Annotated in this window: 26 protein-coding genes; 17 read left to right on the forward strand and 9 right to left on the reverse strand. The window is 41.4% G+C overall.

Annotation, left to right across the window (positions count from 1 at the left end; translation table 11 throughout):
* Window positions 1–4: 4 nt before the first annotated feature.
* From ACOQON_RS05870 to pdxA, 4 genes are all read right to left on the reverse strand, one after another.
* Complete coding sequence (locus tag ACOQON_RS05870) at window positions 5–1003, reverse strand: beta-ketoacyl-ACP synthase III (protein WP_420577996.1); 999 nt, start codon at window positions 1001–1003, stop codon at window positions 5–7.
* Between the two features lie 10 nt (window positions 1004–1013).
* Window positions 1014–1205, reverse strand: a complete 192-nt coding sequence (rpmF, locus tag ACOQON_RS05875; protein WP_089356102.1) for a 50S ribosomal protein L32 — start codon at window positions 1203–1205, stop codon at window positions 1014–1016.
* A gap of 24 nt (window positions 1206–1229) precedes the next feature.
* The gene (locus ACOQON_RS05880; RefSeq protein WP_420577997.1) at window positions 1230–1742 is read right to left on the reverse strand and encodes a YceD family protein; all 513 of its coding nucleotides are present in this window, start codon (window positions 1740–1742) and stop codon (window positions 1230–1232) included.
* 67 nt (window positions 1743–1809) lie between these two features.
* Complete coding sequence (pdxA, locus tag ACOQON_RS05885; RefSeq protein WP_420577998.1) at window positions 1810–2853, reverse strand: 4-hydroxythreonine-4-phosphate dehydrogenase PdxA; 1044 nt, start codon at window positions 2851–2853, stop codon at window positions 1810–1812.
* A 71-nt stretch (window positions 2854–2924) separates the two neighbouring features.
* On the opposite strand from pdxA, the gene rsmA reads away from it, so the two are divergent.
* From rsmA to ACOQON_RS05935, 10 genes are all read left to right on the forward strand, one after another.
* Window positions 2925–3683: a 16S rRNA (adenine(1518)-N(6)/adenine(1519)-N(6))-dimethyltransferase RsmA gene (rsmA, locus tag ACOQON_RS05890; RefSeq protein WP_420577999.1), complete on the forward strand. Its 759-nt coding sequence runs from the start codon at window positions 2925–2927 to the stop codon at window positions 3681–3683.
* 1 nt (window position 3684) lies between these two features.
* Window positions 3685–5049 (forward strand): magnesium transporter, encoded by a 1365-nt coding sequence (mgtE, locus tag ACOQON_RS05895; RefSeq protein WP_420578000.1) that lies wholly within the window; start codon window positions 3685–3687, stop codon window positions 5047–5049.
* Window positions 5046–5987: an NAD(P)-dependent oxidoreductase gene (locus ACOQON_RS05900; RefSeq protein WP_420578001.1), complete on the forward strand. Its 942-nt coding sequence runs from the start codon at window positions 5046–5048 to the stop codon at window positions 5985–5987. The genes mgtE and ACOQON_RS05900 overlap by 4 nt, the downstream gene beginning before the upstream one ends.
* A gap of 318 nt (window positions 5988–6305) precedes the next feature.
* Entirely contained in the window at window positions 6306–6776 is a 471-nt protein-coding gene (greA, locus tag ACOQON_RS05905) for a transcription elongation factor GreA (RefSeq protein ID WP_420578002.1), read from the forward strand.
* Window positions 6776–7177 carry an HIT family protein gene (locus tag ACOQON_RS05910; protein WP_420578003.1) on the forward strand — a complete coding sequence of 134 codons (402 nt, stop codon included), beginning with the start codon at window positions 6776–6778 and terminating at the stop codon, window positions 7175–7177. Before greA ends, ACOQON_RS05910 begins: the two co-directional genes overlap by 1 nt.
* 89 nt (window positions 7178–7266) lie before the next feature.
* Complete coding sequence (locus ACOQON_RS05915; RefSeq protein ID WP_420578004.1) at window positions 7267–7449, forward strand: hypothetical protein; 183 nt, start codon at window positions 7267–7269, stop codon at window positions 7447–7449.
* A 75-nt stretch (window positions 7450–7524) separates the two neighbouring features.
* Entirely contained in the window at window positions 7525–7923 is a 399-nt protein-coding gene (locus ACOQON_RS05920) for a hypothetical protein (protein WP_420578005.1), read from the forward strand.
* A gap of 201 nt (window positions 7924–8124) precedes the next feature.
* Window positions 8125–9441, forward strand: a complete 1317-nt coding sequence (locus tag ACOQON_RS05925; RefSeq protein ID WP_420578006.1) for a hypothetical protein — start codon at window positions 8125–8127, stop codon at window positions 9439–9441.
* 46 nt (window positions 9442–9487) lie between these two features.
* Window positions 9488–10201: a hypothetical protein gene (locus ACOQON_RS05930; RefSeq protein WP_420578007.1), complete on the forward strand. Its 714-nt coding sequence runs from the start codon at window positions 9488–9490 to the stop codon at window positions 10199–10201.
* Between the two features lie 10 nt (window positions 10202–10211).
* On the forward strand, window positions 10212–10742 hold the full coding sequence (locus ACOQON_RS05935) for a hypothetical protein (protein ID WP_420578008.1): 531 nt from the start codon (window positions 10212–10214) through the stop codon (window positions 10740–10742).
* A 108-nt stretch (window positions 10743–10850) separates the two neighbouring features.
* On the opposite strand, the gene ACOQON_RS05940 is transcribed toward ACOQON_RS05935, so the two are convergent.
* From ACOQON_RS05940 to ruvC, 5 genes are all read right to left on the reverse strand, one after another.
* A complete protein-coding gene (locus ACOQON_RS05940) occupies window positions 10851–11051 on the reverse strand; it encodes a hypothetical protein (protein ID WP_420578009.1) in 201 nt (66 codons plus the stop codon).
* Window positions 11052–11119: 68 nt separating this feature from the next.
* The gene (locus ACOQON_RS05945) at window positions 11120–11953 is read right to left on the reverse strand and encodes a putative zinc-binding metallopeptidase (protein ID WP_420578010.1); all 834 of its coding nucleotides are present in this window, start codon (window positions 11951–11953) and stop codon (window positions 11120–11122) included.
* Complete coding sequence (locus ACOQON_RS05950) at window positions 11950–12540, reverse strand: hypothetical protein (RefSeq protein ID WP_420578011.1); 591 nt, start codon at window positions 12538–12540, stop codon at window positions 11950–11952. Before ACOQON_RS05950 ends, ACOQON_RS05945 begins: the two co-directional genes overlap by 4 nt.
* Window positions 12540–13178, reverse strand: coding sequence for a hypothetical protein (locus ACOQON_RS05955; RefSeq protein WP_420578012.1), 639 nt, complete (start codon window positions 13176–13178; stop codon window positions 12540–12542). Before ACOQON_RS05955 ends, ACOQON_RS05950 begins: the two co-directional genes overlap by 1 nt.
* Window positions 13179–13338: 160 nt before the next feature.
* Window positions 13339–13842, reverse strand: coding sequence for a crossover junction endodeoxyribonuclease RuvC (gene ruvC, locus ACOQON_RS05960; RefSeq protein ID WP_420578681.1), 504 nt, complete (start codon window positions 13840–13842; stop codon window positions 13339–13341).
* A gap of 53 nt (window positions 13843–13895) precedes the next feature.
* Here ruvC and ACOQON_RS05965 point away from each other — a divergent pair, with 53 nt between their 5' ends.
* The 7 genes from ACOQON_RS05965 to ACOQON_RS05995 are packed head-to-tail and all read left to right on the forward strand — an operon-like array spanning window position 13896 to window position 19871.
* Complete coding sequence (locus ACOQON_RS05965; protein WP_420578013.1) at window positions 13896–14801, forward strand: hypothetical protein; 906 nt, start codon at window positions 13896–13898, stop codon at window positions 14799–14801.
* Complete coding sequence (locus ACOQON_RS05970; RefSeq protein WP_420578014.1) at window positions 14798–15907, forward strand: glycosyltransferase; 1110 nt, start codon at window positions 14798–14800, stop codon at window positions 15905–15907. Before ACOQON_RS05965 ends, ACOQON_RS05970 begins: the two co-directional genes overlap by 4 nt.
* A complete protein-coding gene (locus tag ACOQON_RS05975; protein ID WP_420578015.1) occupies window positions 15904–16158 on the forward strand; it encodes a transporter in 255 nt (84 codons plus the stop codon). The genes ACOQON_RS05970 and ACOQON_RS05975 overlap by 4 nt, the downstream gene beginning before the upstream one ends.
* Window positions 16155–17342: a PP2C family protein-serine/threonine phosphatase gene (locus ACOQON_RS05980; protein ID WP_420578016.1), complete on the forward strand. Its 1188-nt coding sequence runs from the start codon at window positions 16155–16157 to the stop codon at window positions 17340–17342. Before ACOQON_RS05975 ends, ACOQON_RS05980 begins: the two co-directional genes overlap by 4 nt.
* A complete protein-coding gene (locus tag ACOQON_RS05985) occupies window positions 17339–17956 on the forward strand; it encodes a polysaccharide deacetylase family protein (protein WP_420578017.1) in 618 nt (205 codons plus the stop codon). The genes ACOQON_RS05980 and ACOQON_RS05985 overlap by 4 nt, the downstream gene beginning before the upstream one ends.
* A 59-nt stretch (window positions 17957–18015) precedes the next feature.
* Entirely contained in the window at window positions 18016–18810 is a 795-nt protein-coding gene (locus ACOQON_RS05990; protein WP_420578018.1) for a TatD family hydrolase, read from the forward strand.
* Window positions 18807–19871, forward strand: a complete 1065-nt coding sequence (locus tag ACOQON_RS05995; protein WP_420578019.1) for an asparaginase — start codon at window positions 18807–18809, stop codon at window positions 19869–19871. Before ACOQON_RS05990 ends, ACOQON_RS05995 begins: the two co-directional genes overlap by 4 nt.
* The last annotated feature ends 74 nt before the right edge of the window (window positions 19872–19945 follow it).

A 19945-nucleotide genomic window follows, 5' to 3' on the forward strand; every position in this document is an offset into this window, starting at 1 on the left:
TTAATTACTTTGGATCGTAGGCCCATTTTACCCAAATGGCGCCCCAGGTAAATCCTCCACCAAAAGCGGCCAGGATCAGGTTGTCACCTTTTTTCAGTTTCTTTTCGTAATCCCATAAGCAAAGTGGGATGGTACCGCTGGTAGTATTTCCATACTCCTCGATGTTGAGCATCACCTTTTCTTCCCCCACGCCCATGCGGTTGGCGGTTGCATCGATGATTCGTTTGTTGGCCTGGTGAGGCACCAGGTAAGCCACATCGTCAGGAGTGAGGTTGTTTCGCTCCATCACCTGTGCGGCTACATCTGCCATGTTTTTAACAGCGAACTTAAATACTGTTGAGCCTTCCTGGTAAGCGAAGTGCTCGCGATTTTTTACCGTTTCCTCTGTTGCCGGTCTACGGCTACCTCCGGCCTTCATATGAAGGTATGGCTCCCCGGAACCATCGGACTTCAGGATAAAATCCTTGATGCCACAATCTTCCTCTGTTGGCTCCAGCATCACAGCACCCGCGCCATCTCCAAAGATGATGCATGTAGCTCGGTCCTGGTAATCAATAATGGAAGACATCTTATCCGCTCCTATGACAACCACTTTTTTGTACTTGCCTGTCTCTATGAACTGAGAACCGGTGGATAAGGCATAAAGAAATCCGGAGCAAGCTGCCTGTACATCATATCCAAAGGAGTTTACAGCTCCTACTTTATTGGCAATGATGTTAGCAGTGGCCGGAAAAACTAAATCCGGAGTAGTCGTCGCACATATGATGAGATCGATCTCCTCCGGATTGGTATTGGTTTTTTTCAGCAGTCCCTCAAGCGCCTTTACGGCCATCACTGAGGTGCCCTGATTTTCACCTTTTAAAATGTGTCGTCTTTTGATGCCTGTTCGTGAAGTGATCCACTCATCATTGGTGTCCACGATCTTTTCAAGATCCTTATTGGTAAGGACGTCTTCCGGCACATAACCTTGAACGCCGGTAATCGCTGCTCGAATGTTAGGCATCTGGACTTACTTAGGCTAGTACTTCTTTTTCCATCACTACTTTACCTTTATAGTAAAGTTTACCTTCATGCCAGAAGGCTCTGTGTGGAAGGTGTGCCTCGCCTGTAGTCGGACAAATTACAAAGCTCTTAGGAGTCGCTTTGTAATGCGTTCTTCTTTTGTCTCTTCTTGTTTTAGAAATTTTTCTTTTTGGATGCGCCATCTTCTTTCTCTATCTAATGTTTTCTTATTTCAGTTTTTTCAGGGCTTCCCATCTTGGGTCCGTGCTTTCTTCCTGTGATTGCTCGTCAGTGTCAGAGATGTAAATCATCTCATCATCATCTGATTCGTCCTGGAATTTGGGATGCAATTTTTTCATCGGTACTTCCAGGCTAATGGATTCGTACAAAAACGTGGAAATGTTGATTTCCTGCTCTCCTTTAAGGATCACAAAAACATCTTCACTCAGCTCTTTCTCTTCGTCTCCGTATTTGTAGATGATTTCTTTTTCTACAGCGATCGGATAATCGAAGGGTTCCAGACTTCTGTCACATTCCAGCTCAATGATCCCTTTGATGGTCAAATCAACGGTGATCATTGAATCTGTTTTTGCCAAAACCACATCACAAGTGCCTTTGCCCTTGCTCACCAGGCTGTTTTCGAAATGGGAAAAGAATTCGTCATCAAACGTGAAATTGAAGTCGTGAGTGCTGTTACTCAGGCCAAAAATCTCAATCTTATACGCTTTCAAATCCTTCATTTCCGTCCACTTCCCGGTAAAGACCCGCAAATTTAGATAGAATCCAAGTACTAGAAAAGGTTATCAACTACTTTTCATCATCGCTTTCAAAGTGGTTTTCTTTTCGCTGACGGATGATATCATTGGCGAGGTAGAGGGCATTGCGAAAAGAGGTCTCATCTGCCTGTCCATTTCCGGCAATGGAGAAGGCGGTTCCATGGTCCGGTGAGGTACGCACAAAAGGTAATCCAGCAGTGTAATTCACCCCTTCTTCAAAAGCCATGTTTTTAAAAGGAATCAGTCCCTGGTCGTGGTACATGGCCAATATACCATCATATTGCTTGTAGGTACGCATTCCGAAAAAGCCGTCGGCAGGGAAAGGACCCATCACAATATGATGACCTTTTTTCACCTCGTCTATTGCCGGTATGATCACTTTTTGCTCTTCATCTCCCAAGAGCCCGTTTTCCCCGGCATGAGGATTAAGTCCCAGTACGGCCACACGTGGCTTTTTGATTCCAAAATCCTTTTGCAGGGATTTAATCATTTTTTGTAGCTTGAAGACAATCTTTTCTTTGGTCACTTTCGCACTCACTTCATTCAGTGGAATGTGTCCGGTCACCACGCCTACACGCAGTGATTCATGCACTAAAAACATCAGGCTGTCTGACTCTCCGGCTTCCTGGGTTAAATACTCGGTATGACCCGGAAATTTAAATTCATCTGACTGCACCAGATCTTTGGCTAAAGGAGCCGTTGTGATTGCGTCGATCTTTTCATCTTTCAGGTCTTTGACTGCATGCTGAAGGGAGAGTACAGCATATTTCCCCCCGGTTTCATTGGCCTGACCGGGATTGATTTCGATGGTTTCATCCCAGACATTCAGCACATTCACTTTCTTGTGAGCGATCTTGTCAATGCTGGAGATTTGCTGATAGTTGAAATTTTCCTTGTCCAGCGCTTTACGATAGTAAGAGATCACTTTAGCTGATCCGTAGATGACCGGTGTGAATTGCTTCAGGATGCGGTTGTCCTCCAGGGATTTTATGATCACCTCCGGACCAATCCCATTGATGTCTCCGATGGTGATTCCAATGACAGGTTTATTTTTTTTGCGTGATGATTCACCCATTTGCAGTGTACTTTTATCAAAATTGAAGTTAACCCGAAAAAATCAGGTCAATAATATAAACAGCGAATAAGTTGGCAAGCGTAAAACCAAAAAAACATTTAGGACAGCATTTCCTGAAGGATGAAAACATTGCTTTGAAAATCGTTGAAGCCTTGAAGAATGAAAACAACCTGCCTGTCCTGGAGATTGGGCCGGGGACAGGTGTGCTCACGAAATACCTCATAGAGAAAGATGGACTTGATTTCTATGCGCTGGATGTAGATACCGAATCCATTGAATATTTAAAGTCAGCGTACCCTTCACATGCGGATCGTTTTCTATACCAGGATTACCTGAAGTACAATGTTTCTTTTGATCGTTTCAATGTCATAGGCAATTTTCCTTACAACATTTCCTCACAGCTCTTTTTCAAGATATGGGATGATCGGAATCAGGTGGATGAAGTGGTATGCATGATCCAGAAAGAGGTGGCCGACCGCATTTGTGAGAAACATGGAAATAAGACCTACGGCATTCTGAGTGTACTGCTCCAGGCCTTTTTTGATATTGAATACCTCTTCAAAGTACCGCCTGGTGTATTTAACCCACCACCGAAAGTACAATCAGCCGTCATCCGTCTGAAGCGTAATGAGATCAAACAATTGCCCTGTGATGAACAGTTATTTAAACGTGTCGTTAAAGCGGGGTTCGGCAAGCGCAGGAAGACCTTGCGCAACGCCTTAAAAGACCTAAATTTGTCGGATGCTGTAAAAGCTCTTCCGGTCATGGATCAAAGGGCGGAGCAGTTGTCCGTTCAAGAATTTATCTCGCTGACAGAAAAAATCGCCTGACATGGAAGCAGTGATGACGTTTGAGCTTTCGGTCGAATTTAAGGACCGTTTCCAGCAAGCCCTCGATGAGCAGGATACCGGCTTCATTAAATCTACCCTGGAAGGTGTCAACCCTGCTGATATCTCTGCTCTACTGGATGAATTTGATTCTCAGGAGTGTAAGTATGTGTTTGACCTGCTCCCGGTGGACGTTGGAGCTAAAATCCTTGAAGATCTTGAAGAAGATGTACGTGAAGAATTCATAAAGGAATTCTCAGCCAGGGACCTGGCTTCTTTCCTTGCTTTGATGGATTCCGATGACGGAACGGACATTCTGTATGAGATGGGAGTGGCCGACCGAAATGAGGTGATTCGGCAGATTGAAGATGAAGAGAAAGCCTCCAACCTGATGGAGCTTCTGGAGTACGATGAAGATGTAGCCGGAGGATTGATGGCAAAAGAGCTGATCAAAGCCAACCTGAACTGGAGCATCTCTCAGTGTATCGATGAAATTCGACTTCAGGCAGAAAATGTCCAGAAGATCTATTCGGTGTATGTGGTCGATAACAAGGAAAATCTGCTGGGTAAAGTAGGCGTTAAAAACCTGATTTTGGCCAAAGGAGGAGCCAAGGTGGCGGATATTTATGACAATCAAATTGTCTCCGTGGAAACTTCAACCTCCGAGGAAGAAGTCGCCAGCATCATGCAGAAATATGACCTTGAGGTGGTACCGGTCGTCAATGCCCGTGGTAGGCTGGTAGGAAGGATCACCATTGATGATGTGATTGATGTGATTAGGGAGATGGCTTATGAAGAACGACAGTTGATGACTGGTATGAGCTCAGATGTAGAGGAGGATGATACCGTCTGGAAGATTTCGCGTGCACGATTGCCCTGGCTGATCATCGGAATGGCCGGTGGGCTGGTAGGTGCGCAGTTTTTAGGGCTGTTCAAAGAGGAAATCATCATCGTGCCCGCTCTGGCTTTTTTTATTCCATTGATTACCGCATCCGGAGGTAATGTGGGTATTCAATCTTCATCCATTGTCGTGCAGAGTTTGGCGAATCCCAACGTATTTGCCGATAGTATGTGGAAACGTTTGTTAAAAGTATTCTTAGTTGCAATTGTCAATGGAGCCATTCTTTCCCTGATGGTTTTTGGAGCGGTGATTTTATTCATGCGTGAACAACCACTGGCGGCTACTGTGGCTATTGCACTCTTTTCTGTGGTTCTGTTGGCCTCATTCATGGGAACCATCACGCCACTTTTGCTCAATCGGTTTGGTGTAAATCCGGCTTTGGCTTCCGGTCCGTTTATTACCACAACGAACGATTTATTGGGTTTGGCTGTCTATTTTTCGATAGCACACCTGTTATATAATCTATGAGTGCCAAAAAACGTATTCTCATTGCGGACGATATGCATGAATGCATCCTCTCTTTGCTGAAAGAGTATGGGTACGATCCGGTTTATCTACCTATTATAGATCGAGCGGGAATTTTGGAAATCATCAGTGATTTTGAGGGACTGATTATTCGAAGCAAGACAGCAGTAGATAAAGAACTCATTGACGCTGGTATCAACTTAAAGCTTGTAGCCCGAGCAGGAGCAGGGATGGATAAGGTGGATGAGGATTACCTGAATGAGAAAGGAATTAAGGCAATCAACGCGCCCGAAGGAAATCGGGATGCACTAGGGGAGCATGCGTTGGGAATGCTCTTGTCACTCTTGCACCGAATATCCTCATCTCACCAGGAGATTAAAACTCATAAGTGGGATCGTGAAGGAAACCGGGGAATTGAGTTGAAAGGAAAGGTTGTCGGTATTTACGGAGTGGGTAACATGGGAATGTCTTTTGCAAGAAAACTTCGGGGACTTGATTGTGAGGTTATCGGGTTTGATAAATACAAGGGAGCGTTTGAGGGTGGATTTATTAAGAATGTAGAACTGGATGAATTGATGGAGCGATCAGAAATCCTGAGCTTGCACATCCCACTTTACCCGGAGACCCGACAGCTATTTAATGAAACCTATTTACGCAAATTCAAGAAGATGAAGGTTCTATTGAACACAGCCAGAGGTGAGATTCTCAATACGGCGGGCTTAATCAAGCTACTGGAAGATGGTACCCTTTATGCTGCCGGACTGGATGTATTGGAAAATGAGAGGCTTTTCGACTATTCTACCATGGAAAAAGCACAGCTCGACAAATTAAATTCTTTTCCGAATGTGGTCATCACTCCACATGTAGGAGGTTGGACGTATGAGTCGTATCAGCGGATCAGTGAAGTGATTGCTCAGAAAATCAAAGACGAGCTTCAATAAAAATAGCCACTACTCCCCTCCCTTGGAGGGTAGGGGTGGGTTATAAAAACCTTGAAACCTTTTTTCTTGAATCGGAAAATGATCCAAAATGATTGCTTTTTGGGAACCCACCTCTTACTCCTCCAGGGAGGAGATTATCAAGGTAACATTTTGGACCATTTTCTCCAGTTCGATTTCTTGTTGAATAATTCTTGTTTAACTCGAATTTTGTGTTTGAGGGGCAAATTCTATATATATTTGCAATATCAAAATAAGAAAACACGGGAAAACGGCTTCATTGTGAGGCCGTTATTTTTTGTTTAAAGGGGTAAGACAATTATGGCAGTTAATTACTACACGAAAGAAGGTCTTGACAAGCTCAAAGCTGAGTTAAACGAACTAAAGACCAAGGGAAGAGCAGATATGGCAAAGCAAATAGCCGAGGCTCGAGACAAAGGAGACTTGAGTGAAAATGCTGAATATGATGCAGCAAAAGAAGCTCAGGGACTTTTGGAGCTGAAGATTTCCAAGCTGGAAAAGGTGGTTGGAGATGCACGTATAATTGATGAGTCATCGATTGATACCTCCAAGGTTTCTATCCTTTCTACGGTGAAGATCAAAAACAATAAGAATAAGATGGAGGTGACGTACCAGTTGGTAGCTGAGGAGGAAGCAGATCTGAAGAGTGGTAAAATCTCTGTACAGTCGCCGATAGGCAAAGGACTTTTAGGAAAGAAAAAAGGTGAAAAGGCGGTTATAAAAGTACCGGCAGGTGATATGGAATTTGAAATACTAGACATTACAGTGTAATGGCAAGTATTTTCACGAAGATCATCGAAAGGGAAATCCCTGCACACATTGTAGCAGAGGACGACAACTACCTGGCATTTCTGGACATCAACCCATTGGTAGAGGGACATACATTGGTGATACCGAAGAAGGAAGTTGATTACATTTTTGATCTGGATCATCAGACATTAGCTGGCTTGTTTTCCTTTTCAAAAGGAGTAGCTAAAGCCATTGAGTCTGTGATCCCATGTGAGCGAATTGGGTTGACCGTGATGGGATTGGAAGTGCCACACGCACACGTGCACCTCATCCCGATGCAAACGATGGACGATATGAACTTTGCGAATATGAAGCTCTCTCCAAGCAAAGAAGAGATGGAAGCTACGGCTAAGAAGATTAGAAAAGCTTACGAGAAAAAGTAAAGGTTTTCAGATATTAGATTTTAGAAGCTAGACTTTAGACCCACCGGAAGGTGGGTTTTTTGTTTATGTATAAACACTAAATTGCTTTTATGAATGCAGATATGATCAAGAAAATAGATGAGGTTCGTTCACTTCTAACCGACCCGGAAGACTTTGATAAAGTAGTTGCTAAGTACGAAGCTGATCCTTGTGAGGAAACCCTTCGTCCAGTGATTGATCAGATGACCATTGAGATTGCCAAGGGTCGTGTGAAAGGGATGAAGAACGAGTAGCTCATTACACCACCGGAAGGTGGTTTTTTTGTTTATTTTTATTGCGTTTCTGTTACATCTTATAAATCAGTTCATATGAAGATTAATTTCGTTGGTTCATGTTTGGTGCTTCTAATTCTACCTTTCTTTACTTATTCCCAAAGTAGTTTTTCTAAGCAAGATTTGGATAAAATCCTGGATGAGGATAATCCAGTAGTATCTGTTCTTGTGATTTATAGAAGTGAATCAGGAGTAATGCATCTTGGTACGGAAGCCAAAGCAAGAAAAATCACTGAAAAGTACGAAGGTGCTGACTTCTATTCAATGGATCTGTCTGATAATGAACTCAATGAACTCTACTATGAATACAATAAGGACCTTCGTATAGATTATGTCCCGGGTCTTCATGTTTTTAAGAATGGGAGTATTATCAGCACACTTAATACGCTTGGAATAATGCAAGATTTAGAACAAATAATTGAGGATAACCTTTAGTTACTACTCCTTCCTGTCCTTATGCTTTTCAGGATTTTGAATTCCTAGACATAATTGGATACAAAATGACCTTAATTTTTTTTAGCTATTTTTAATAACTATTGAGAAACCAAATTAGAAGCTTTTTATTTGATAGGGGCTACTAATAATTATAAAATAGTAGTTATGATTAAGTATTGTCTATTGGTTCCTATTCTGATTGTGTTAAACATATCATTTTGTGAGGCTCAACTCATCTCACATAAATTTGGAGACCAAGGAAGCAAGTATCCAAGTATTTATGATTATGAACTAAAAAATGTAAAGTCATACACGGAGTATTCTTCATTTGCCCCAGAATCCAAAGGAGGAAAAAAGAGTCATAAAGTTTTCGATTCAAATGGAAGAGTTTTAGAACGGGGGTACCAACCAACCTTTGGTCCCTATGTTACTAATATTTACGAGTATGACTCTGATGATAAGATTTTATCAGAGTCAAGCTATCAAAGTGGGAAAAGGGTTGAGAAGATTTTCAAGAAATATGATTTTCAAGGAAACTTGATCGAGGAAAGAATTGAGACGTATTTCAAACTAGATAGGGAGTTGAATATGGTTCCAACCAAAGAGGATGAAAAGATTGAAATACGATATTATAAATATGATTCAGAATCAAATTTAATTAGCAAGTCTTCTTCAACCTGTTCGTTTAAACCAAAAGAATATGGTTATGAAAATGGCAATTTAATTTATGAGATGGAGGTAGGCTGTGATGGTTCTGAAATACTTGAAAGCCTATATTTATTTCAATACGATATAAATGGTTATTTGATTTCGGAAAGAAGGTTTAGCTGGAATGGTTCCGTTTACCCTTATAATTCGGGTCATTTACGTGATCACACCTTTTATGCATATTCTGAAGATTATGAAAAACAACATACAATTACTCTGAGCCTGCTTGAAGATGATTTCAGGTATCTTTTTCTGGAAAATCCCAATAACGGATTTTATAAATCATTCCCATTTAAACAAGGTGAGGATTTTGTGGCTGAAAAATTCTCATTTTTTGTTCAATCAAAGAAAGAATTAATTCCGTTCGAACCATTCATAGGGAATCCATTACTGCATGTATTATACGTCAATGATGAAAGAACCGCTCTAGTAGAGGCAGCTTCACAAGAAACTGCAAAATTTAATCCAGAATCAAGAGATTTTGTTGTAGTGTCTGACGATACGAATACTATCAGAACATGGGTAGATGATCCGCCTTTAGTCAAAACCAGGAATGATAAAGGAATCATTGTTAGTTCAGAGTTTATTAAAAATGATGAAGTCAGGATTCGGGAATACCATTATGATGAAAATGATCGCCTTTTAAAGGCAACCAATCAATATAATGTTTCTTCACAATTGGTGGACTATGAGTATGAATATAAACATGATTCATATGGAAATCCTGTTGAGATTAAAGTATTTGAGGCCAGAAGGGCATTTAAGACCAAATTTTATATGGTTACCACCTATGAATATGAATACTTTTAAATAAATGAAGCCATCAAGTAAATTAATACACTCAAATCACCAGCCTATGAAGTCTTTAATATTGCCACTGCTTCTAATAGTTGGGTTGACGGTAGCCAACCATTGCTATGCTCAATATCCTATTTCAGCAAAAGGAAATGGTTACACTTTCTATCTTTTGGAAGATGGAAAATGGGTTGAATTATTTGATAGTGAAGTAAAGGGATTTCCGATTACGGTTAAAGACGAATCCAATAATAGTTATCAAATTTTAAAAGAGGGGTTATGGAAAGAAACAGGGGGAGCTGACTACATGGCAAAGGATGAGTTTATTAGAAAGTGCATCTCTTCCCTTAGAGGTCAGACTGTGATAGGAACAAGCAATTCAACCTTTGATCCAAAATGCGATAGGACTTATAAGATGCCAACGAAGTTTGAGTTTAGTAATTCTTCCGTGAGTTACAGATTAAAGCAAAGGGATGTTGAGGGTTATACACATGAAACACGGACGAGTTGTGAGTATCAAAAACTTGGGGATTGGTATTGGAAGTCATATAATCATGGAATAGCAAGTAGTCCAGATCCTTCTCCCGCAGGTGTTCTGTATACAATAATGAAGGGAGATAATGACTTTTTTAAACATGAAATAGGCTCCAATAAAGCGGTATATGGTTCGGGTTTAGAAAGAATTGAGCTTATCTTGAATGACAAGTTTCAAATAATAGAAGCAATATATTCAACGCGCTCTTCTGATTATATTCAATCATTTACTTACGAATAGATATACAATTATGGCTTCCAAATTATTCACAGCAGTTCTGTTAACTTTTCTTTTTTGCAATGTAAATGCACAAAGCTCATACAAATGGTCAGCAGGTAATTTGACACTTCAGAGCCAGCATGATCTTTCATCAGAACCGGGTGAATCCGAATGGTATTTAGAAAATAATTCCTCAGATGGAAATCTCTCTGTGTCTATCATATATTTTTCTTACGAAGAAATGGGGCTTGAATCCCCAAATGAATCAGATCTCGACGATGTTGTTTCTATGTATTTAGATGAGCTACCCTATGATGTCAATAACCCTGATTCAAAATCTTATACACAAGGAGGAAAAATTTTATCGTTAGTGAATTTCACTACAGATGGTGACCCTACATATGCTGGCACTAACAAATATAGAGACGTGTATCACACATGTGCCGCAATTTACTTTCAAGGTTCTGAGTTTATTTACATAGCGAATTTAGAAACTGATAAAATAGGGCTTGGTTATGACTATCTAAAAGTAATAATAGAATCAATTAAAACGATTCGATGACAGACACACAACTATGAGTTAATCTCTCATAACGTCTGCCTAATAATTATTAGATGTTCCACCTTTTTCATTCAGGATTTTTTAGCCAGTTTTACCTTTTTTCTGACGTCATTGATCTGATGAAAGCCCTTTGCTGTCGCACGCGTTTCGCCTGCTTTTTATTTCAGTTTCTGTTTCAGTCAAATTTTCATCAATCATTTTCTTTTCTGCCAGACGTTCGCCTTTCCAGAAAAACCTCTTCCCAATTTTCCTCAGATGCTTGTGCCATTCTGAATCCGTTGTTAATTGACCTTTACGTTTATTTCCCATTTTTTGGCAGTTTCGCGCTAATTTCGTTTGAATTTTAATACTTTGAACAAGCCACAGGCCTCACTTCCTCATTGATATCCGGTCATCACCTCCGTCCAATAATTCTCACTTGTCCCACTCAACGTATTCAACATTTCGATAGCCAGTTTTACTTTTTTCTGAAGTAGCTGATCTGAAGGCAGCCACTTGAGAAGTTCTGCTCTTTCACGTTCGTTCATAATCAGCGATACGATCATGGCACGGTCTTCTTCCGCACCGGTCATGGCATAGTTGCTTACAAACCCCTCTTTTGGGTGATTGTAGGATGCGAAATCTACATTTTGATACCGGGGGTCATATTGCATGATGCCACCATAACCATACTTAAATTTTGGTGGATTGATCTTTTCCCATTTCTTGAAATAGCGCTCTCGTTTTTCCAGGGTCTGCTCGGCAAAGTGATGCAACTCATGGTGGATCACATTGGCCATGTAGGCTTCATCGTAGAGCATGGCATAAGAAGCCTCATATAGGATGGTGTTTGTCTGATGGTTGGGGATACCTCCACGCTTCGTTTTTCCCACAAACAACTCAGCACCGAGGGCAATGGCTTCCAGTCCGATATTTTGCAGGTACTTCTCAGGATATTTCGAAAGTTCAGCGGAGAGAAAGTCGATGTATTGATACAGCACCGTGTCTTTGCGCTGAGGAATAAAGCTATCTCCATCCACGATTACTGTCACATTGCCCATTTTGCTTCTTTTCTCAACCGGGGTGATCCCATGATTGATGACTTCCATGGAATCAATGAAGAGAGCGATTTGAAAATGCTGTTCGAAGGATTCAATGGTCTTTTCCAGATACTGGCTACTAGCCAGGTATGAGACCAGAAAAAAAGCAAATAGCGTGAATACAAATCTCAATTCTCTTCTGGGGTTTTGTCTACCACTTCAAACTTCTCCTTTCCGATCTTTTCTTCAAGATGTACGATCATTTCTTTGATATCCTGGGTGTCTTCGGAAATGCTACGTTGAAGTTGGTCAGTTAGCAAATTGACCTCATACGTATACTGCACCATATCGCGGTATTCACGCTGGCTTTTTGATACAATCACCCGTCTAACCTGGGAAAATGGCATAGCCTCCGACTTCCCAAATGCCGGAATAAAATGAATGGCAGTGCCTGTTATAAACACCTTTTCTACCTGCAAGAAACCTAAAAAAAGGACAAGCCCTATCAGTGCAGCAATCACACAAATGATGTCAACTAACCACCCCAGGTCAAACCCATACATCAGGATAGCAAATCCGAAGAAAAGTGTAGAAAAACCAAAATGCATCCAATAAGCATCCCGGGACCAGCCATAAGCGAAATGTAAATTTTGCGCTTCCGGCGATTTTCGTTTGACGTTTTTGATCGCTTTTTGTGCAAGTAAAAAACACGGCAAGAGATAAGCCACGGATAAGATGAGCAGGTTTGAATAGAGATGACCTGTCAGGTATTCGCGCATCACTGACTGTTTCGTTCGATTTCTTCTGGGGTCATCTCGGACATGCGTTTGGCGCCATAACCAATAAGCTTAGAAATGTATGCAGAGAGTACATTTGTTTTGAAATCTGAGTCTTCCTCAACCTTATATGAATTACTTTCATTTTGGAGCCATTCCACATAATCGAGAATGGTGCCTTCGATTTCTTGCTGAAAGCTGATCCACCGGATTTTATTGATATTGGCTCCCCAATCGCGCTCGGGATGATAAATATTAAACACCCAATCTGCGCCCTCATGGTAGAGCGAGACTGCATCCAGCGTTGCGCGAGTGCCCGGCCCAAAATCACAATAGCAGTGTGAGTACTTCTCTTCCCAAAGCTTCACGAAAGCTGCTTTGGCTACTTCTTGGGATGAATATTCGTCCCAGGCTTTGCCGTCATTATCTAGCTCTATGTCAAATACTAGCTCTATTAGTGGGTGGACTCCCCATTCAGGAAAGAAGGAAACACCCTTTCCTTTAGCAGCAGTACAGAGGTCAGCGATATCTCTCTCAGACAACCCCATTTCCTTGATTTTGGCATTGGCTTTTTCTAAACTCTGAGCGGAGAGGGTAAAAGAAAACGTTAGCGGTAGAAATAAGATGAGTAAGTATTTCATTGATCTCGGCGTGATTTATTTCGGTTAGTCGGTAGTTTGTGTTATCTAAATTAGTTAATAACTCTAATACCCGCACCCTTCGAGTCCCTCAGGGTGACACGCCTTTTCTATGAAAGCAGAATTACCAATCACTAACTACCAATTCACCAATCCTTAAACCTCACTTCACTCTCCCCGGATTATCTGCAATAAACGACTTCCAGCTTTTCTTGCCAGCGTTTGGAATTCCTGACTTAGAGGAGTAATGATGACAAATCGCCACGGCAAGCGCATCAGTGGCATCCAGCAACTTAGGAGCATCCTCAAATTTTAATAGGGTCTGAATCATGTTGGCTACTTGCTCTTTGCTGGCATTACCGTTTCCCGTTACGGACTGCTTCACTCTTTTAGGTGCATATTCATGAATGGGCATGTTCCGATTGAGCGCAGCTGCCATCGCTACTCCCTGTGCGCGTCCCAGCTTCAGCATCGATTGCACGTTCTTTCCAAAGAAAGGAGCCTCCAGTGCCACCTCATCAGGAAGGTATTCTTTTAACAGCTCAGTGACTCGTTCAAAGATTTTTTTTAGCTTGATTTCGTGGTTTTTGTACTTACTTAGATGGATGACTCCAAACTGGATTACACTCATTTTCTCACCTTTGCAGTGGATCAGTCCATATCCCATTACATTCGTACCCGGGTCGATACCTAAAATGATTCGCTCTTTAATCGCCACAGATGCAAATTAAGAACAACCATTCAAACTACCTTCAAAACCCCTGGATCATTGGAATGATTAAGCTGTTAGTATTGGGTGGCTGCCTCTATATCATCATCACTAAACTTCAGGATCAATCCATCAACCTCAACGAACTTATATGGCCTGCTTCATTCGGGTTTATCATTGGTCTGGTCCTGTTGTTGATGGTTTTTAATTGGTATCTGGAAGCATTGCGATGGAAAGTATCTCTGCAACCTTTCGAGGCAATTAGCATAAAAAATGCATGGCAGGTTATTTTGGGCGGACTGGCACTAAACTGGGTACTGCCATTTACCTCAGGAGATTTGCTGGTACGCATCTCTCAGCAGCAGGATAAATATAAAGCTACATCAGCGGCTATGCTCAACAGGGGGGTTATGCTGTGCTTTACGCTGCTTCTTGGCCTTTATGGAATGAGTAAACTGGCGATAGAATATAATGTGAATGGATGGTTCACTTTTTTGTTGATATTTAGCTATCCCATCATTCGCTGGCTATTTAAGAAATCGCTTGATCAGTTTTTGTCCTACTTCAGGAATATGAGCCGAATGATATTACTGAAAATCATCTTGCTTTCGCTCTTTCGCTATGTCGTTTTTGTCTTCCAGTTTTATTTGCTGTTGTCGGCCTTTTTGCCGGATTTATCAGCTGAGCTACTATTGGCTGGTATCGGTTGGATTTTTCTGATTCGTTCGGTGCTACCCTTGTTTTTTGGAGGGGTAGGAGTGCGTGAAGCCTCCGGAATTTTATTCTTTGAACCTCATGTGTCAGACCTTCAATTGATCATTGTGCCTATTTTTTTTATCTGGGTGATAAATACCGTAATGCCTTCTTTAGTCGGATTAATTTTCGTCTTCAAATTTAAGTTTAACATTGCGCAATGATCTATTTGATTGGCGCATTCGCTGTTCTACATGTGCTATTCTACCTGAGGTTGGCATTCGGGTGGAGAAGGATTCCTGATGTTTACAAAAACGATGGCCTCATTCCTGTTTCTGTAATAATTCCTGCACGCAATGAAGAGGACAAAATCGGTCAGATTCTTAGGCACCTTGATAAACAGGATTACCCCAAAGAACTTTTCGAAGTAATTGTGGTAGATGACTTCTCTGATGATGGGACAGTCGATCAGGTTGTTCAGTCCATTGATGCTTTAAGCATACATATTCGATTGGTACAATTGAACGATAAAAGTAAGCAGGGAAAGAAGCATGCACTTACGGCCGGGGTAAAGGAGGCCGATCATGAGACCATACTCACCACAGATGCTGATTGCTGGTTTGGAGAGCAATGGATTCGATCATATAACGATACGTTTGATGAGACAACCAATATGGTAGCAGGGCCAGTTACTATTCAGGGAAAGGGTTTGTTTGCCCGTTTACAGCAAGTCGAGTTTTCCGGGCTCATGGGTTTCGGAGCAGTAACAATCACTGAAGAGAACCCCAGCATGTGTAGTGGAGCCAATTTAGGTTTTCGTAAGCGGGCATTTGAAGAGGTAGGGGGCTATACGGATAACCTATTTACCCCTTCCGGGGATGATGAGTTTCTGCTCTTCAATATTATGAGACGATTTCCTCATTCCACTAAATTCATGAAGACGCGAGATGCCATCGTAAGTACACTTGCTCATACTAGCCTGCGCGCATTCATTAATCAGCGTACAAGATGGACAAGCAAGTGGAAACACAACAAAAACGGGAAAGTGCGAGTAAGTGCCGTGCTCTTCTTTCTTGATTATTTGCTGTTTTATGTAGCTATATTAGGTGCTGTTTCAGGCTGGTTTGATCCGCTTTTAATTGGTGGAATTGTGTTTGTCAGATTCATTTCCCAGTTCGCATTTGTAGCTCCTATTAATCGTTTTTTGACAGGGAAAGGCGCTTTGGTTCCTCTTTTGGTCTTTCAAATTATTTATCCTTTGCATGTTCTATTCATGGGTATGAATTCTATCTTTGGTTCTTATACCTGGAAAGGAAGAAAATACGGATGACCGACGAGGAATTTGATATTATTGATGAGCTGTACTTCGTTACCGCTTACGAAAAACTGAAAGAGGCTACCGATTTCTCTGATTCCCAACTGAAGAAAAACCTTGTTCATATGGCGAAAAAGGGATGGGTAAGAGTATACAAGTCAGTGGATGAGGAATCAGAATTAGATAAATTGGATATGGATAAAGACTTTCAGTCATTCTTTTATCTCGCATCCAAAAAAGGACTATTTGAACACAACACTCAATGAAGGAAACTTCACTGGACATAAAGGATTTACAACTAAATGCTCTTTTGGAGGTTACTCAGGCTGTAAATAACAATCTGCCGGAAGATGATCTGCTAAAGATCTACAAGTTTACTTTGCTGGCAGACTTAAAAATCAATAAGCTGGCACTCTATACCCAGCGAGAGGATCAGTGGGTTTGCCGGGTAAATTTTGGAACCCGGAATAACCTGATTGAGAGCCAGCTGCCCAAAGAATACACCTCGTTGAAAAATCAAATGGGATTGACCGAGACTTCATTTGATGAATTTGATGCTGTATTCCCCGTTTATCATAAAAGCAAACTGTTAGCGGTTGTTTTCATTGAGTCAGATTCTGAGTTGGGTGTTCAAAATCGCTTCTTGAATGCACTGACTAACATCATTCTGGTTGCCATCGAAAACAAGCGGCTGGCTCGTCAGCAAATGGAGCAGGAAGCGTACCGGAGAGAATTGGAGATCGCAAAAAAGGTACAGAACTTCCTTTTTCCAAAAGAGCTTCCCAAGATCGAGCGGTTACAAATTGAGGCGTTTTACCTGCCGCATCATGATGTTGGGGGTGATTATTACGATTATATCCAGATCAACGAAAATAAGTTTTTGGCCTGCATTGCAGATGTTTCGGGCAAAGGGGTGCCTGCCGCCTTGCTTATGTCAAACTTTCAAGCCTCTCTTCGTGCCCTGGTGCGTCAGACGAAAGATCTGAAGGAAATCATTGAAGAGTTGAACCATACGACGTTTGTGAGTGGAAATGCAGAAAACTTCATCACCTTTTTTGCAGGAATTTATGACTTCAAAACGAAGGAGCTGGAGTATATCAACTGTGGGCACAATGAGATCATCCTAAAAAATAGTGACCATATTGAATTGTTGAATGATGGTACGACGGTGCTTGGCATGTTCGATCCACTTCCGTTCATCGAGACAAAGAAGATTTCTAAATTGGATGAGTTTTTCTTGTTTACGTATACCGATGGATTGACGGAAACTTTCAATGAAAATGATGAAGCTTTTGAGTTCGATCGTTTGCTTGAAATCATTAGAGAAGACTGTCCGGCTGATCTTTCAGAGTTACATAATCAAATACTCAATGCACTGAAAGAGTTTAAAGGAGAGAAGCCTTTTCATGACGATATCACCATGCTTTCCTGTCGCATTCAAAACAAATGATTCGGTTCTATAAAACACCTTGGTTTACCCGACTGTGGTATCCGGACCTTGTTTGGAGCATTCAATCTCAAAATTCCATTTATCTCACATTTGATGACGGACCAATACCTAAAGTCACAGAATGGATTTTAGATGAGCTAAAAAAAGTGAATGCCAGAGCTACTTTCTTTTGTATCGGGAAGAATCTGGAGGCAAACACGGTGATAGGTAAACGAATCATTGAGGAAGGTCATCAGATTGGGAATCACACGTATAGCCATTTGAATGGCTGGAAAACAACCACATCAAATTACCTTGAAGATGTAAGACTAGGAGAGGAAGTAATACGTGAACAGGGAGTGGACAGTACGTTATTCAGGCCGCCATACGGTCGAATTAAAAGGGGGCAAATCAAAAGGTTCAGTAAAAAGCTCATCATGTGGAGTCATCTTTCATGGGATTTTGATTCCAACCTTAATGTTGAGAAATCTATTTCAAAATTGAAGTGCGCTAAGCCAGGGAGTATACTTGTCTTTCATGATAGTGAAAGGGCCTTTGAAAACCTGAAATTGATTCTTCCTGAAATTCTTGCGCATTTTCAATCAAAAGGCTTCAAATTCGAGGCTATATCTTAGAATGGGTTATTGGCGTCTTCTTTTTAGATGAAATACAAATAATTCTCAATAAAAGGCCCATGGCCTCTATGATGATGATTGATACACATGCGCACATTTACTTGGAGCATTTTGAAGAAGATATCAATGAAGTGATAAACCGTGCACTTGGTGCCGGGATAGAGAAAATTTTACTTCCCAATATCGATAGCTCATCGATTGAGTCAATGCTGAAGTTAGAGGAAAACTACCCTGACGTTTGCTACCCAATGATGGGCCTTCATCCGTGCTCGGTTAAAGAAGATTTTGAAAAGGAACTCCAGCTTGTTGAGGACTGGTTTTCTAAACGATCTTTTTTGGCTGTAGGGGAGATGGGAACAGATTTGTATTGGGATAAGTCTTACTGGGAGCAACAAAAAGAAGCTTTTCATTTCCAGTGTAAGCTCGCTTTGAAGTATGACCTTCCAATTGCTATTCATTGTCGGGAGACCATTGATGAGACCATTGATCTTGTGAGTCAATACCAGGGAAAAGGATTGAAAGGTGTTTTCCATTGCTTTACAGGTACTGTGAACCAGGGTAAGCAAATAACTGATCAAGGCTTTTATCTTGGACTTGGAGGCGTCAGTACTTTTAAAAACGGAGGCATGGATCAGGTTATCCCTCACCTGGATCGATCTAAAATCATTCTCGAAACCGACAGCCCTTACCTTACACCTACACCATACCGGGGAAAGCGGAATGAGCCAGCTTATGTTTCATTGGTTGCAGACAAAGTGGCGGAATACCTGAAAATGACAAAAGAAGAGCTGGGTGAATTGACTACAGCTAATGCAAATGATTTATTTTTCCCAGCTCAAAAATCACAGCATTGAAGTATAAAATTGTAAATATCAATGAAACAGGAGATCGATCTGTTCTGATTATCTACACCGGAGGAACCTTCGGGATGGTTCAGGATGCCAGTGGGTCTCTGACGCCATTCAATTTTGGTAAGGTGGTGGATCGTGTGCCCGAGCTTCGGCAGCTCGACATTCGGTTGACTGTGATCTCCTTCCCAGAACCCATTGATTCTTCAAATATCCTGATTCAGGATTGGAAGGACATGGCCTATATCATTGAGGAAAACTATGAGCAGTATGATGCTTTCGTGGTTTTACACGGAACAGACACAATGGCGTATTCGGCATCAATGCTGAGCTATATGTTAGAAGGGCTAAACAAGCCGGTGATTTTCACCGGAGCACAAATGCCGATCGGTTCTATTCGTTCTGATGCAAGGGAAAACCTGATTACTGCACTGGAAATAGCCTCAGCCCACAATGAAGAAAGACCTATTGTAAGTGAGGTTTGTGTCTATTTCAACCATCTCTTGCTTAGAGGCTCGCGTTCACAAAAACTGAGAAGCAGCACCTTTGCCGCGTTTGAGTCAGAGAATTATCCCATACTGGCAGAGGCAGGAATAGAGATTGAATTTAATTACGCCGCATTAAAGCCATACGACCCCAAGTCATCGCTGAAGATTAGAAATCAACTGGATCCACACGTAATCATTTTAAAGATATTTCCCGGCATCACCGAGCATGTGGTACAAACAATACTTGGTGATCCGAAAGTGAAAGGGGTGGTGCTGGAGTCTTTTGGATCTGGCAACATAATGAAGTTTGATTGGTTTGCTAATTGTTTAAAGAAGGCTATTGAAGAAGGGAAGATTATCTTGAACGTAAGTCAATGCATCGGTGGTGAGGTCGAACAGGGTAGGTATGAGACCAGTAAAAACCTTAATGGAATAGGGGTTTTGAGTGGTGGAGACATTACTACAGAGGCTGCAATTACAAAATTGATGTTTTTATTAGGTCATGAGACTGATAAAGATCGGTTAAAGCACCTTTTAACTCATTCTCTGGCAGGTGAAATGGATTCAGTGTGGGAATGAAATCGTAGGAATGATCTTGATGTTAGGATAAAACTTGCATAAAGGTATTTTTCATGATTTATTTGTAGCCCGTC

Source organism: Ekhidna sp., assembly GCF_965221965.1.
In the GTDB taxonomy this organism is placed as follows: Bacteria; Bacteroidota; Bacteroidia; order Cytophagales; family Cyclobacteriaceae; genus Ekhidna.

Excerpts from the sequence above, each read along its gene's own strand:
- ACOQON_RS05935 (WP_420578008.1), top strand. The coding sequence starts at position 10,212 with ATGGCTTCCAAATTATTCACAGCAGTTCTGTTAACTTTTCTTTTTTGC.
- rpmF (WP_089356102.1), bottom strand. The coding sequence starts at position 1,205 with ATGGCGCATCCAAAAAGAAAAATTTCTAAAACAAGAAGAGACAAAAGA.
- ACOQON_RS05910 (WP_420578003.1), top strand. The coding sequence starts at position 6,776 with ATGGCAAGTATTTTCACGAAGATCATCGAAAGGGAAATCCCTGCACAC.
- pdxA (WP_420577998.1), bottom strand. The coding sequence starts at position 2,853 with ATGGGTGAATCATCACGCAAAAAAAATAAACCTGTCATTGGAATCACC.
- ACOQON_RS05870 (WP_420577996.1), bottom strand. The coding sequence starts at position 1,003 with ATGCCTAACATTCGAGCAGCGATTACCGGCGTTCAAGGTTATGTGCCG.
- mgtE (WP_420578000.1), top strand. The coding sequence starts at position 3,685 with ATGGAAGCAGTGATGACGTTTGAGCTTTCGGTCGAATTTAAGGACCGT.
- ACOQON_RS05965 (WP_420578013.1), top strand. The coding sequence starts at position 13,896 with ATGCAAATTAAGAACAACCATTCAAACTACCTTCAAAACCCCTGGATC.
- ACOQON_RS05980 (WP_420578016.1), top strand. The coding sequence starts at position 16,155 with ATGAAGGAAACTTCACTGGACATAAAGGATTTACAACTAAATGCTCTT.
- ACOQON_RS05970 (WP_420578014.1), top strand. The coding sequence starts at position 14,798 with ATGATCTATTTGATTGGCGCATTCGCTGTTCTACATGTGCTATTCTAC.
- ACOQON_RS05950 (WP_420578011.1), bottom strand. The coding sequence starts at position 12,540 with ATGCGCGAATACCTGACAGGTCATCTCTATTCAAACCTGCTCATCTTA.
- ACOQON_RS05880 (WP_420577997.1), bottom strand. The coding sequence starts at position 1,742 with ATGAAGGATTTGAAAGCGTATAAGATTGAGATTTTTGGCCTGAGTAAC.
- ACOQON_RS05930 (WP_420578007.1), top strand. The coding sequence starts at position 9,488 with ATGAAGTCTTTAATATTGCCACTGCTTCTAATAGTTGGGTTGACGGTA.
- ruvC (WP_420578681.1), bottom strand. The coding sequence starts at position 13,842 with ATGGGATATGGACTGATCCACTGCAAAGGTGAGAAAATGAGTGTAATC.
- ACOQON_RS05975 (WP_420578015.1), top strand. The coding sequence starts at position 15,904 with ATGACCGACGAGGAATTTGATATTATTGATGAGCTGTACTTCGTTACC.
- ACOQON_RS05915 (WP_420578004.1), top strand. The coding sequence starts at position 7,267 with ATGAATGCAGATATGATCAAGAAAATAGATGAGGTTCGTTCACTTCTA.
- ACOQON_RS05985 (WP_420578017.1), top strand. The coding sequence starts at position 17,339 with ATGATTCGGTTCTATAAAACACCTTGGTTTACCCGACTGTGGTATCCG.
- greA (WP_420578002.1), top strand. The coding sequence starts at position 6,306 with ATGGCAGTTAATTACTACACGAAAGAAGGTCTTGACAAGCTCAAAGCT.
- ACOQON_RS05990 (WP_420578018.1), top strand. The coding sequence starts at position 18,016 with ATGGCCTCTATGATGATGATTGATACACATGCGCACATTTACTTGGAG.
- ACOQON_RS05955 (WP_420578012.1), bottom strand. The coding sequence starts at position 13,178 with ATGAAATACTTACTCATCTTATTTCTACCGCTAACGTTTTCTTTTACC.
- ACOQON_RS05900 (WP_420578001.1), top strand. The coding sequence starts at position 5,046 with ATGAGTGCCAAAAAACGTATTCTCATTGCGGACGATATGCATGAATGC.
- ACOQON_RS05940 (WP_420578009.1), bottom strand. The coding sequence starts at position 11,051 with ATGGGAAATAAACGTAAAGGTCAATTAACAACGGATTCAGAATGGCAC.
- ACOQON_RS05920 (WP_420578005.1), top strand. The coding sequence starts at position 7,525 with ATGAAGATTAATTTCGTTGGTTCATGTTTGGTGCTTCTAATTCTACCT.